The following is a 13,676-nucleotide window of genomic DNA, read 5'->3' on the forward strand; positions in this document are numbered from 1 at the left end:
TAGAATGCTTATCTTTCTCCACTTAAGCTGGGCGTTTTTTCAGTGTGATGACTCTGCTGTCTTTAAACTGTTTTTTCGGTTTACCAGAACGCTCGCAATGCCTGACTAACCAAGCTTGCACTTCCAGTTTTACATTGCCCGTGTTTGAGCGAGTGAAAGCCAGAGTCATAAAGTGTTCTTTATTCTGATAGTAATTTTTCAGCATGTACCATTTGCTGACGAGCTCCGATTTTGTGCACCATACATCTCCGTATTCAACGCCTTCATTGTGACCAGAAAAGCGTGGTAGATTTTTCACCCTCTTGGGTGTGGCTGCGGAAAATTTCCCGCCATCGGATGCAGGAATGTTCGACATAGGAGAAGAAATAACTTCATGCAGAGTGGCGTTTTTACTGCCAATCTTAACGCTGGCAATTCGACCGTAATGCACATCCCCCGACAAACACAGTATGTCGTTTCCAGATTCGGCTAATGCATCGAGCAGTTGCTTGTACTGGCTTTCATAGTTGGCGAGGTTGTAGTCCGACTCGGTACCCGGTTTAACGATAAGTGGTTGAGGCAACACTAACACGCCCACTTTATCGAGGCTTTTTGCCCAGTCGATAAGCTGTTTAAAGACCTTACTGGTGGTCAGCGATTTTGGCGGTTCACGTTTGTCTCTGTCTGTTCTTAAGTCCACAAAACAAAAAGACAAATCGTCACCAATATCGAACGTTCGAAATGGGGTAATCTGCTGCACGTTTTTAACGCCATCTTTCGCGCTTCTCGTCCACGCTGCTTTTATCTTTTTGGATAAAGTAATCGCCCACAAGTACGGGTTGGTGCCTTGGACATATGGGTAGTTATTCCAATATTCATGATCATCGGCTAAAAACCAACACCCACCATGTCGGTACATCTTACGGTTGATATCCCACGTTTCTTCATAATCCGTCGCGATTCGTTTATGGACTTCATTAACCACGGGTGAGAGTGAGTCCACCCCAATATCGAGATACACCTGATCGCCTGTAAGAAATTTAACATGAGGTTGTTCTTCAGATTTTCCCTGAAAATACAAATGCGTGTACGCTTTCGCCGCTTGTCCCTTCTCATGCTTGCCGTTGTAAAAGCAACTTCCGAGCATGGCTACAAAGGGTTCGGTTTCTGAAAGCGAGGTGGGTAAGGTCTTGAGTGTGCCTGTTTCTAGTACCGTTTCCTGAATGGTTTTACTGTGATCTTCACCACAGCTAAACGTGTGCTCACCGCGAACAAAATCGACGTAATACGTTTTATTGGGCTCTAACCCCGTGATCGTCACCACCTTAAAAAATCGCTCACGTAGTTTGGTAAACGGTCGTTCCCAGTCTTGTTTCTGTATGGGATAGGTAGCGATGGGCTGACGCTCTCGCTCAGTGATAGGCTGAGTGAACACGTTAACGGTAAAGGTGTCTGGTTTACCTTGGTATTCAGATAATGTACCAACCCAGACTTTTGCTTGGTGTGTCCCTACCTCTTGAATCACCAAATTCCATTTGTTCTTGCTCATCATCAATCCTTTGCTCTATCAGGCGATAAAGCAGGATTCGCCTATGTTATATGGAATGTCCGCCTGTTATCTTTGGGTTAATTGGTATTATTGTCAATAATATAAGTGAGAAAACACTAGATAACATCAGCCTCAAACCTTGCCGTTCTTGCTTGAGCGAGTGTGCAGTTGGTTTTTTCCATTAGTTCATTCAGCGTTATGTTCGGATTAGCCAAAATGAGAGCACTCAGTTGATCTGAAAGTGGAAGGTGCAGCTCTCGCAATGCCTCAATGCGTTCGTCAATTTTCTTGATGATGAATTGGTAGGTTTCATGGTCTATTTCAACCAAAGCAGTAGAAAAAGCCCGCAAGTTTTCAAAGTCGGCGGTAACTTGCCAATTTCTCGAACGACGAATCCTTTTCAGCTCCGCTTGGTGTTGAAGCGCAATGGATTTTGCACATTTGGCGTTTTCACCCCCAATCCGATGGATAAGAGAAGGAAGTGGGATAGAAATTTTATTTTTGCTCATAGTGCGAATTGTGCATGCTAATGATCGTAAACGCTACATTTCGCAAAGGTTAATGTAAAAAAGCGCAGGGAGCCCTGCGCTTTGAGTTTTATCTTTAAAGGTTATTTCCCTAAATTCATCGACCACATTCTGGCTACGTTTTCAGACAGGTTGGTGAGGTTTTCCCCTGCTTCTTGAAACGCGGTGGACAGGTCTAAAGCTCGGGGTACAGCAGCAAATACAGCATCGATGCCACACTGATATGCGGCTTGGTAGTTTTCGCCTACGCAGCCAGCAAGTGCAATAACGGGTAGGTCATATTTTTTCGCCAGCGACGCAACGCCCATCGGGGTTTTTCCGTGCGCTGTTTGCCAGTCTATTCTGCCTTCTCCGGTGATCACCAAGTCTGCTCCTTCGAGTTGGTTTTCTAAGCCAACGGTTTCGAGCACAATGTCTATTCCTGGTTGCAATTTGGCGTGGGTAAATGCAATCAATGCGGCACCCATACCACCAGCTGCACCAGATCCTGCTGCATTTATGACATCACGACCGATTTGTTTGCGAATGAGCTGACCATAATGATTCAGGTTTTGATCGAGCAGGCGAATGTCTGCTTCGGTTGCGCCTTTTTGCGGGCCAAAGGTTGCTGATGCGCCTTTACTTCCACACAAAGGATTATCGACGTCACTAGCGACTAAAATTTCACATTCAGCCAGTCTTGAGTTCAATCCCGACAAATCAATTTGCGCGAGTTCTTTTAATCCGCTGCCATTTAACGAAATAGGCTGACCATTGTGATTAGAGAACTTGGCGCCAAGTGCTGCCATCATACCAACGCCACCGTCGTTTGTGGCGCTTCCCCCAAGACCAACGATGAGTTTCTTTGCACCTCGTTCAAGCGCGTGGTTGATCAGCTGTCCTGTACCGAAAGAAGTGGTCAGTTTTGGATCTCGCTGGGAAAGCGATACATGATGAAGGCCGCTGGCGGCCGCCATTTCAATAACCGCTGTTTGATTATCGCCAAGCAACCCATAAAATGCGTCGACTGAGTTACCTAAAGGTCCTGTTACCGCAAGATGAACTAAGTGACCTTTTGTGGCATCAACCAGTGATTGCACCGTACCTTCTCCACCATCAGCGACAGGTACATGAACGAATTCACTGTCTGCCCACACTCGGCGAAAACCAGATTCAATGGCCAGACACACTTCTTTTGCTGTCAGGCTTTCTTTAAATGAATCTGGGGCGATAACTACTTTCATATCACTCTCCTAACGCGGTGATGATTACAATAAGATGAGGCTAAGAATGTAAACCAATACTATGGCAGTGATACCTTGCACCAAGGTTGCCATCGTTTGGGCTCGGTATGCCAACCCAACGCTCATGCGGCTAAACTGAGAGACTACCCAGAAGAAGCTATCATTTGCATGAGATACCGTCATTGCACCCGCACCAATGGCCATAACTGTAAGCACTCGACCCATTTCTGAATCCAATCCTAATTGAGCAAGCATTGGGGCAACCAGCGCAGACGTGGTAACCAACGCCACGGTTGACGAGCCTTGAGCCGATTTAAGTGCGGCGGCAACGATAAACGGCATGAAAATACCAATACCTAGTGCCGATAATGTTGTACCCAAATATTCGCCGAGCGGTGTGGCTTTTAGTACCGCACCAAATGCACCACCTGCACCAGTGATCAAAAGAATAGGCGCGGCAGCGGTGATACCCTGGCTAATACGCTCGCTAAACTCAGCCGCTTTGTTGTCAGACTTAAGCAAACGAATAGACAGCAGCAGACCAATAACCAATGCCGTTAGCGGCTGACCGAAGAAGTTAAGCGTATCAAATAAGAAACCATCGCCCAATGGCGCACTTGGGAAGCGAGCAACCGACCCTAAACAGATAAGCAAAATAGGCACAAAGATTGGCGCGAATGCTTGTCCAGCAGTGGGCAGTATACCGTAGGATTCTTTCAGTGCTTTCCAATCAACATTATCCGCTGGGTTTTGAGCTTCTTCTCCATCGGGTTCTACATCTTTGAAGCGATTTGCCCAAAGCATACCAGCGAGTGCTGCGACACCTGCAACGAAAATACCGACAGCGATAACAATACCTAGATTAGATTCCAACCCAAGGTTACCGGCAGCAGCAATAGGGCCGGGAGTCGGTGGAACAAAGGTATGAGTTGCGTATAAGCCAGTGGCGAGTGCAACACTCATGGCGACGCTAGAGGTTTTCATTCGATTTGCTAGTGACTCTTTAAGTGAGTTCAAAATGACAAAACCTGAGTCACAAAATACAGGTACAGATACGATGTAACCAATGAGCGACATGGTCAGTGTCGGGAATCGGTCGCCGAGCACTTTAATGACGGTATCCGCCATGGTGATAGCCGCGCCACTTTTTTCGAGAATGACACCGATAATGGTCCCTAACACAATGACCAAACCGATGTAGCCGAGTATGCCTCCAAAACCTTTAGCTATGGTTTTGGCTATGCTGTCGGCAGGGAGCCCGTAAGCGAACGCAGCGATAAATGCTGCAACTAAGAGGGCGAGAAAAGGGTGTAACTTAAATTTGGTGGTTGCGACGACGATAAACGCGATCACAGCCAGCAGGATTAGTATAAGACTCATAATAACTCCGTTTATTTTTGCCACTTGTTTGCGCTTTTATGCAGTATTGCTGTTATGTGCAATGTTCATCGCATTCAGGCGTGTGGAGTGGCTATATTTTTCCAAGCGTAGGTATTCCTGGAATGCAATTCCCGATCATTCTGGTTTGCTGATCTTAGTTGGGAACAAGATTATTATCGGAGCTTATTGAGCTAAATCCTTTAGGCATGCGTGACAAATCAACTTCCAATGTGAAGCTTTATTTTTGTGCTTATGCACAGTTTTAGGGTTGTTTTGTGATCTGGCTTGCAATATAGAGTTCGACTAATCCGGTGAAATTTTTTGGAGAAACAAGGGTGATTTTCTCTATCTTATCCAACCGGTATCGTAAAGTATTTCTATGTATGTATAAGGCTTCGGCGCACAGTTTTTGATTTCCTTGGTGTTCGAATAGCGCGTGTAGTGTTTTAAGTAGTTGCCCGCTTTTGTCTTCCTGCATAAGCTTAACGATTGGTTTACATAATTGGTCACCTTGCCAAAAGTTAGCTAGTGGCGAGAGCAAGACGGGTATGCGCATCTCTTCAAATAGGTATTTGTTTTTTTCTGGGTGATGCTTTTTTCCAAAGTGCAGAGCTTGCCGCGCACTTTGATAGGAAAGGTGGATGTCGTTGAGGTTAGGAAAGTATTCCCCTAAGGCGATATCCAGTTGATTGATTCCTTGCTGATTCAATCTGTCGAGCAAAATATCGATGCGCAAGCTTTCTTGCTCGCTGTCCCATTTGCCATGTCGATTGTGGCTGGGTTTCAGTACGACAATCTCATGCATTGAAATAACCGCAACTAAATTGTCGCGTTTAGGGTATTCCAACAATTCAACAATTTGCCGAGTTTGCTCTAAGCTGAGTGGAGCACGTTCTGAATGCAATTCAATCACTACGGCAACACGAGGTGTATCAAGGTCGATATCCAAGCGTGCCGCCCAATCTTTAAGTTCAGCTGAGGAAACTTCATTTTTGATCCACGCAGAAATGAATTCCTCTTTATGTCTTCTGTCCCATTGGAGTTGTTCGATAAGCGCCGCTTGGTCGACAATCATTTCAGCTGTCATCTTGACCAGTGATGCGTAATTTCGAATAGAGTTAGGATCGCCAGTAATGCCGACCACTCCAATCACTTCATGCTGGCTTTTCATCAGCATGTTGATACCGGGCTTTGCGCCTTTAAGCGACTGACAACTTTGCTGGGTTACTTCAACGGTATCCCCATGTTTTAGAGCCAAAAGTGCGCCATCATGAGTTTGACCGATCCGGTAAGAGTCGCCACTACCTATAATCACACCAGCTTGATTCATCACGTTGATGTTATTACCAATGATCGCCATGGTTCGATCGACGATTTGCTGGGCAAGTTGCTGTTCTAGAATCATTATCTCGCCTTAGCGTCTTGCTGAATCAACGAGGTTATCGATAAGAGAGATATGCTGATTCTCAACACCAGCTATCCTTCGGTATTTGGGCTGTTGGCGATCGTTTTCAAGAGGGTGATGCCAACCTAAGGTGGACTGCATGAAGTGCTCGGCAAATTGAGTGGAAATGGATAAGCACCCAGCCAGAACGGTATCAACATAACTTTGCATAATGGGAGCATTGGTGCAGGGAGGCGCTACTTCGTCTTTCACATACATCCAAATCTCGGCACTGGCATCGATAACCGTGTCGGATTCAATTTGAGAAACAGCTACCTTGATACGGTGATAGCCTGCTTCACGTTTGTCGAACTCCAGAAGCTCTCGGTCATCAATCTCAATCAGAACACCGTTTACTGATCCTTTACCACTCGTCACAACTAATGGTGAGATTTGATAACTGCCATCCACCTTACTCCAATGTCGGTTGAAGCCGCACACTATTGCTGGGTAAGCGTTTCCTGTCTGCCCAGTTAACTTACGAGATTCAGAGTTAATTAAGCTGCCATATCCGAAGATGTACATAGGTGAGCGAGTTCCTTTTCAAAGCGGGTCAATTAAGTATACAAGTATTCCATGAACTTCAAGTTTCGTCGAATTGAACGGTGTTGGAAGAGGTTGCAATAAAAGCGCTTTCAAAATCCAAAACAGATTTGAGCTTATTCTTTTCTATTTAGCTCAATTGTAGTGTGGCTATATTTTAGTCAGAACGATAATTTAGCTATATTTTCGGTTGATACTGATATGTCCATTCCAATAAAGTTTAAATTTCACTGGTATTTAATTATTTTTTGAATTGTTAATTGTTTTTTTATTAGCTCTTTTTGTTTTGATTTACTCGTATTTAAATTGTTAGGTCATAAATTTAGTGTTTATAGGAATATATATGTTGAGTAGTACTTAATAATTTTCTAGTTCTTTTCTAATCTAGCTGGTGATTATTGCCGTCTCAAATATCGGAAATTAACATTTAAATTTACAGTCTCCTATTCTGAGCTATGTGTGTTAGATTTTAATATCGCCCACACTCGTTTTTTTAATATATAAATCTATCACTAGCACTTTATCTCTCTTCTAATTACTTGATAAGTAAAGTTTTATTTTTTATATGCGCTTGTGGTCATATTTATTTTTACCTTTAATATTGATCGAGTTGTACTTGTTTTTGAACCGCCTCACAAATATTAATGACAAAATTAAAAATATTATGAAAATATTTATTAGTTGATCTTTAAATACGCCTGATACTTTTCTGGTTTCCAGTAGTACAAAAAAGTATTAATAAAAATAAGGTTATTTAAATAAAAAAGGAATTGGGGGAATTAGAAATGAAATTCATCAAAAAGCTTGCGTTAATTTCTTTAGCAGCAGTAGCACCTAGCGCGATGGCAGCTACAGATACATTTAACTCTAGCATCAACGTTTTAGAGCCTGTATCTATCTCTAAAACTAACGACCTAGATTTTGGTTCTATCTTCACAGACCAAGCGACTAACGTTACTGTTGCGACAGCAGATGCAGGTGCAGCAGCATTCACCATTACGGGTACAAGTGGTAGTACAGTAGACGTAACGGTTGATACAACAGCTACAATGGGTGATGGCAACGGTAACAGCATCGCTGTAAACAGTATCGCTCCAGATAACGCTTCTCCAGCATTAACAGGTGGTACTGCCACGGTTAAAATTGGTGGTGTGGCAGACATCCTTGGTGCTGGTACTTTGGTTGCAGGTAACTACTCTGGCACAGTTAACATTACGGTTGTTTATCAATAAGACACCGGCATAAGGTGGCTTTGTGCCACCTTATTTTCCCTACCTTCATATTATGCCGCGCTTCTATTTGGGGCTTTTGCTGTTTTTGTGCTTGGTGAGCTCTGCTCATTCTGTTGCTATCGAAATTACGCAATTAGAACCCATGGAATTTGAAACCACTGTCGGTGGTTCAAAAACCGTTGTGTATCTGAAACCTTCTGTATCGACTAATGGCGTGTTTCTCTTTCGGGTCACAGGTGATCCTTCAAGAAAAATTCAAGTTAAAGTAAATGGTTCTGAATTTCGAATGATTAATTCACAATCAGGTCGTCATGTTGTTGTGAAGCGCTTTAAATACGGATGCGGGTTGAATAAGAGGGGACGAGTTCGGTTAAATGGTCAAGGGCAATCAGGGGTGTTGTGCATTGGAGCAAGAGCGGTAGTTAAAGCTAGCTCTCAGTCAGGCATGTTTTCTGTTGTTGTCCCATTCACAGTGAAGTATTTATGAAGTTTCTTTCCTTAATTTTCGTTTGCCTTATCGGGTTCAGCCAGGTTAGCCATGCGCAACTAAAAATTGCACCAACTCGTATTGTGGCCGAAGGTGAACAAGCCTCAACCCATAAACTGTTTGTCGAAAACACAACATCAGAACCTATGAGGGTCAAGGTGTCGGTTGTTTACCGGTCGGCGCTAGTGGGCAATGATAAATCGAAAACACGGCTTCAAGATGACATTGAAGTTCAAGAAGATTTGAGTAAATTTGTCAAAGTATCTCCGCCTATTATTGGAAACTTGAAACCCAATCAAAGACGAACAGTTCGCGTAAGAATTCAAGGTTTACCAGCGGAATATGAAGAGGGAGAATATAGAACATATCTACTTTTCCAACCCGTTCCACTGTCTTCTCAGCAAGCGAATGAAAATTCAGATGGTCAGGGCATGACCATGAACCTGGATTTTATTATTAACACTATGATCCCCGTTTATTCGCAAAAAGGGGCGGTAGAGCATCGCGTGCATTTGGAGTGTAAAGAAAACGCCATTCGAGTTCATAACCAAGGTAACTTTCAACTTAAAGGTAAACTTGTGTCTGGAAATGACGTGCAAAACGTTTTCTTGGTTCGAAATGCGTCGTTGGATAAGCCTGTTCGAAATTCTGCTGGTGCTCAGTTTATCGTAGATGATCAAATTGTGAGCTCCTGTCAGTAAGTGTATTTATTTAACTGAACCAGCTGTGTGAAAACGAGCTTTGTGAAGTTCAGCTCAGTGAAACTTAGTTTCATAAAATTTAGCTTTTTAAAGCTAAGCTTAGCGAGATTAAGAGCAGTATTTTTTGCTCTGTTAGCTTGTGTATTCGCATGGGCGGGATTGGCACAAGCAAATGATGAGAAAAGTGCTGACTCTGACCTTGTTGTAGCGGATATTGTTGAAGCTGATATTGTTGAAGCGTACGTCGAATTGTTCATGCGGTACGAGCACGACAGCTTTTATCGAGTCATGCAAAACGCCAGTGAAGAGCCTTATTTAGCACTTCAAACCTTTGCGACACAATGGCTTCAGCTCGAAGGCGGTTGTCGTAATCAAATATGCTTGTTTTACCAGCCAAAGGATGTACAGGAGCAGCGGCAACCGTATCAGCTGGATTTAAACTTAAAGCAGTGCATTCTTCCTAAAAGCAAAGAAATCCACACCATCGACTATGTGACCGTAGAGGGGGAAGAGTGGCTTCATTGGGCGTCGTTTGTCGATTGCTTTCCCGTTTCCGTATTATGGGATCTGGATACCTACTCTCTCAAAGTAAAACTCCATTACAGTACCTACAAAGAATTAGAAAAAAAACTTGCTCAGCGCCGAGCGATAGCAAAACAAAAAGCCAAAGAGTTGGAAGATAGGAAAGCTCAAAAGCGTATTCGTCCTGCGCCTGCTACAACGGCTTCAGCTCGAATCAAAGGGCGAGCTGAATTCTCGTCTAATAACCAGCCGGAATATAACCTAAGAACTGATGCTTATCTCGTTCATCAAAATGCGCATTTAGAAGTCTCTTACGATACTAATGCGCCAAAAGAGGTGGAGTATTACCAGTTTGAAATTACGCCTTTTCCATTAGGGTATCAGCTTCAAGTCGGGCATGTTGTGTTGGATTCAGGCTTAGCCAGCAGCAGTGAAACCTTTGAAAATGGTGTGTACTACTCTAGGCTTAAACCCAAAAAGCAATCAGGACGCTTGGTGATTGAAGAGCAAACCTTACCCAACACATTTGTTGACGTGTATGTGAATGATATTTATCGCGGAACGCTGAGGTCGGATGCCTCTGGACGCTACAGCATTTCTGATTACCCTTTGTCGGCAGGAGACCAAGTTGAACTGCATGAAATGGTTCGCTCTGGTGTGGTGGAACGGAAAACCATCAAAGTTGCCGACATCGATGAAGCTCTCCTGGATAAAGGTCAATGGGATCTAGAACTTGGTGCATCGATCATTGAGGAAAACACTGGTAAGATCCAAATGAGTTATGGAGCAACTCACTCATTAACATTGGTTGGATCCGCTTATAACACGAGCGACTTAACGACTGGAGGGCTCGGGTTACGTTGGTTACCAACACACTTTCTCTCTATTGCATTTGAGTGGCTACCGTCTCAACCTGTCATGCCTGCCACTATTGAATTGGCTGTCGGTGAAAAACATAAGTTTGAGGCGGATATAAACCATGTCGATTTATTTGGTCGTGATCCTAAAAAGCGAGAGCATCAAATTCGATACCGCTATTTGGATAATCCCATCAGTTTCAATTTGGATGCGACCTATGACGAAAATGAACTCATCGTCATTCCTCAAATCCGAGCGCAAACCGCTTCTTCACAATTTTTGACCTTGGAGCTGAAAAATCGGCGTACTTCTCAAATTATCCGAGATGAACTAAGCGCTAAGTACGCCATCCATACGCATGAACACGGCTCAGTTAACCTCAGTTCTACTTTTAGTGATGGTAATAGCCCAAGGTATCGTGTCGGATATCGTTATCTGTGTTCTAACTGTTTTTTTTCTGGTTGGTGGCAAACACTCCAAAGTACCTACAGTACTCAGCTGACGTGGCAAAATGCCAAATTTGGGTATTCAGGTAACGCTAAATGGGAGTTAACACCAAATTGGTCTGGAGAGGTTGCTATTAATGACGACAGCGTTTCTCTTGCCTTGGAAACAAAATGGGGAGGAAGGTTATCCAAAAACGACGAATCAGTGGCGAGCTTAGAGCTTCCATGGGAAGAATTTATTTACGCCGAACTCACTGGGCGAGTACTCGATAATCACGACCAACCAGTCGCTAATGTTGAGTTAAAAGTGAATAACAAAAAGGCGATCAGCGACGCCAATGGAGAGTTTCATTTTACAGGTGTTGGTTACGGAGAAGATCTGCAACTGCATATCGATGATTCAACGTTAGATCTCAACCTAAAGCCAGAAGAAAACCCGATGTATTTCCACGCTGAGAAAGGTGGGAAAACACACATTGAAGTGCGGGTAAACAAGAGTTTTGGTGTCGATGGCATTGTGACTGCGCCATACAGTTTCAGCGGATGGCATGTGAACTTTTATCATGAAGAGACCAGCCGAACGTTTTCTGCCAAAGTGGAACAAGACGGCTTTTACTTCTTTGAAGACTTGATACCGGGCGACTATCGAATAGTGATCGAAGACAACGAGACAGAAGTTGAGACACGGGCTCGTATTCGCAGTGAAGATTGGGTAAGTGGTTTAAATTTTGTTGTCTATAAGCTGCACAAGAACGCCAAACCAGTGCTTCAAGTGGTCTATCAGCCTTGAGGAAGAGAGCTATTTCACACGCTCAACAGACCCTAATCACCTTATGCTATCCGTTATATATTTTTGTCTATCAGTGAGTTAACTGATACTTTACCCAGAATTCAGGTTGAACCCTTTATCTTGTCATTAAAACAATCGGTTATACGCCTTAGGCACCCCACACGTTATGGAGTAGACATATGAAGCAGTTGGGCACCATTGAGTCAGTACTTTCCGGCAAAATCCAGTCTTATTCACGTGGTGCGCTCAGTGCTATCAACAAAACCATCCAATCAAATCGGTTACAGGTGACCACTCTAGGTTTTACCGAAGACGAGCAGGGCGATCCTCGCTTCCATGGTGGAGTAGAAAAAGCATTACATATCTACCCGTCAGAGCACTACCCAAAGTGGCGTAGCGAGCTCGGTGAGAAGCCGATCTTTGAAGAAGTTGGTGCATTTGGTGAAAACCTGAGTTCAACAGGAGTCGATGAGTATTCACTTTGCATTGGCGATATTGTGCAAATAGGAAGTACCAAGCTTCAAATATCGCAAGGGCGAATGCCTTGCTGGAAACTTAATGACCGATGCGATGAACCAGATATGGCGCTTCGATTTCAAATGACTATGCGAACGGGTTGGTATTTTCGTGTGTTGGAAGAAGGGGATATAGGTGCTGGTGATGCAATTTACCTGATTGAGCGCCCTTATCCAGATTGGTCTCTTGCGCGTGTGATGGGGTTGGTTTATCGCGGTGTTATAGACAAACAAGAGCTGAAAGCTGTGCTAGACATTCCTTTGGTCGATTCATGGAGAGCGTTGTTCGAAAAACGCATCGAAACTGGCAGTGTTGAGAATTGGGCATTTAGGTTGTTTGGGTCTCGATCATAACTTTCGTGTTGTTCAAAGCAAAAAGAAGATAATTTCAATAAGTTGAGTTACAGTAAGTTTGTACTGTATAGACCCTAATTGGAGAGCCACGGATGAGTAAACAGCAGCTTAAGATCGACTTGGTATCAGATGTTTCATGTCCGTGGTGTATTGTCGGTTATAAAAGGCTGGAAAAAGCGATTACCCAAGTTGCTGACCAAATTGAAGTGGAAGTGAATTGGCATCCGTTTGAGCTCAATCTCGATCTTCATCAAGGGGGCGTAAACTTGCGCGACTACCTGATGAAGCGTTATGGCACAACCGCAGAGCAAAGTATTCAGGTACGAAGCAATCTGACTCAACTAGGGAAAGAAGTCGACTTTGATTTTAATTTCTCCGATGAAATGAACGTTTACAATACCCGCGATGCCCACAAACTGGTCGCTTGGGCTGGCGAATCCGATAAGCAGACTGAAATGAAACTCGCGTTGTTCCAAGCGTACTTTAGTGATGGCAAAGCGATTGAAAACCACGACGTATTAACCGAATGCGCTGAATCGATTGGGCTCGATCCTATAAAAGCGAAACAAGTCGTCTCTTCTGAGCGATGGAATAAGATTGTGGAAGATGAAGAAGTTCACTGGTTATCTTTGGGGGTGCATGCAGTACCCGCGATTGTGATTAATGAACAGCACCTCATCAGCGGAGCGCAACCTGTGGATATTTTGGTTGAGGCAATGAAAGACATTGCTTCGCAATAGTAAGGTATTTCGTAATAGCCGGAGTTTTTAAAACCGCCAAGCTGATCGCCTAACGGTCTTATATATTCACAATCTACTGCTTATTCGCTAACTACTGTTTATTCGCTATCTATTCCGTATTAGTTATCCATTGCGTCTTTGATTTTCTGATCGGTTTTGTATTGGCTCAACGCATATACCGACCAAATCGCAGCAGGAATCCAACCAACCAATGTAATTTGTAGAATCAGGCAGATGATTCCACTGAATGGTCTGCCGATGGTGAAAAATTGCAGCCAAGGTAGCAACAAAGCTAAAAGTAAACGCATAGTCTATATCCATGATTTGTTTATATCGTCTTAGTATTATTGCGTCTGCTATTCGAATTAAAAAGTCTTATGAGTGAG

13 protein-coding genes are annotated in these 13,676 nt (G+C 43.6%); 6 read left to right on the forward strand and 7 right to left on the reverse strand.

The genetic code is table 11. The features are described from left to right. Positions 1-22 precede the first annotated feature (22 nt). The 6 genes from LDO37_RS04130 to LDO37_RS04155 all read right to left on the reverse strand — a co-directional run bounded on the left by LDO37_RS04130 (position 23) and on the right by LDO37_RS04155 (position 6,627). Positions 23-1,528, reverse strand: coding sequence for an alkaline phosphatase D family protein (locus tag LDO37_RS04130; RefSeq protein ID WP_126607068.1), 1,506 nt, complete (start codon positions 1,526-1,528; stop codon positions 23-25). A 116-nt stretch (positions 1,529-1,644) separates the two neighbouring features. Further along, positions 1,645-2,037: a ribosome recycling factor family protein gene (locus tag LDO37_RS04135; RefSeq protein ID WP_126607067.1), complete on the reverse strand. Its 393-nt coding sequence runs from the start codon at positions 2,035-2,037 to the stop codon at positions 1,645-1,647. A 101-nt stretch (positions 2,038-2,138) separates the two neighbouring features. Then, positions 2,139-3,278: a glycerate kinase gene (locus LDO37_RS04140; RefSeq protein ID WP_126607066.1), complete on the reverse strand. Its 1,140-nt coding sequence runs from the start codon at positions 3,276-3,278 to the stop codon at positions 2,139-2,141. 24 nt (positions 3,279-3,302) lie between these two features. Beyond that, positions 3,303-4,658, reverse strand: a complete 1,356-nt coding sequence (locus tag LDO37_RS04145; RefSeq protein WP_101113178.1) for a GntP family permease — start codon at positions 4,656-4,658, stop codon at positions 3,303-3,305. 262 nt (positions 4,659-4,920) lie between these two features. Beyond that, positions 4,921-6,063 carry a sugar diacid recognition domain-containing protein gene (locus tag LDO37_RS04150; protein ID WP_126607065.1) on the reverse strand — a complete coding sequence of 381 codons (1,143 nt, stop codon included), beginning with the start codon at positions 6,061-6,063 and terminating at the stop codon, positions 4,921-4,923. Between the two features lie 9 nt (positions 6,064-6,072). After that, on the reverse strand, positions 6,073-6,627 hold the full coding sequence (locus tag LDO37_RS04155; RefSeq protein ID WP_126607064.1) for a gamma-glutamylcyclotransferase family protein: 555 nt from the start codon (positions 6,625-6,627) through the stop codon (positions 6,073-6,075). Between the two features lie 803 nt (positions 6,628-7,430). Between LDO37_RS04155 and LDO37_RS04160 the strand changes: the two genes are divergently transcribed. The 6 genes from LDO37_RS04160 (at position 7,431) to LDO37_RS04185 (ending at position 13,290) form a co-directional block, all read left to right on the forward strand. Then, positions 7,431-7,877 carry a DUF4402 domain-containing protein gene (locus LDO37_RS04160; protein WP_224055335.1) on the forward strand — a complete coding sequence of 149 codons (447 nt, stop codon included), beginning with the start codon at positions 7,431-7,433 and terminating at the stop codon, positions 7,875-7,877. A gap of 22 nt (positions 7,878-7,899) precedes the next feature. Further along, complete coding sequence (locus LDO37_RS04165) at positions 7,900-8,364, forward strand: hypothetical protein (RefSeq protein ID WP_126607907.1); 465 nt, start codon at positions 7,900-7,902, stop codon at positions 8,362-8,364. Continuing rightward, a complete protein-coding gene (locus LDO37_RS04170) occupies positions 8,361-9,065 on the forward strand; it encodes a fimbrial biogenesis chaperone (protein WP_126607906.1) in 705 nt (234 codons plus the stop codon). The genes LDO37_RS04165 and LDO37_RS04170 overlap by 4 nt, the downstream gene beginning before the upstream one ends. A 159-nt stretch (positions 9,066-9,224) precedes the next feature. Next, positions 9,225-11,681 (forward strand): hypothetical protein, encoded by a 2,457-nt coding sequence (locus tag LDO37_RS04175; RefSeq protein ID WP_126607905.1) that lies wholly within the window; start codon positions 9,225-9,227, stop codon positions 11,679-11,681. Between the two features lie 179 nt (positions 11,682-11,860). Continuing rightward, a complete protein-coding gene (locus LDO37_RS04180) occupies positions 11,861-12,550 on the forward strand; it encodes an MOSC domain-containing protein (RefSeq protein WP_126607904.1) in 690 nt (229 codons plus the stop codon). Positions 12,551-12,642: 92 nt separating this feature from the next. After that, positions 12,643-13,290, forward strand: coding sequence for a DsbA family oxidoreductase (locus LDO37_RS04185; RefSeq protein ID WP_126607903.1), 648 nt, complete (start codon positions 12,643-12,645; stop codon positions 13,288-13,290). 119 nt (positions 13,291-13,409) lie between these two features. On the opposite strand, the gene LDO37_RS04190 is transcribed toward LDO37_RS04185, so the two are convergent. Further along, positions 13,410-13,598: a YqaE/Pmp3 family membrane protein gene (locus tag LDO37_RS04190; RefSeq protein ID WP_101113169.1), complete on the reverse strand. Its 189-nt coding sequence runs from the start codon at positions 13,596-13,598 to the stop codon at positions 13,410-13,412. Positions 13,599-13,676 lie beyond the last annotated feature (78 nt).

This window comes from Vibrio penaeicida (assembly GCF_019977755.1).
Lineage (GTDB): Bacteria > Pseudomonadota > Gammaproteobacteria > Enterobacterales > Vibrionaceae > Vibrio > Vibrio penaeicida.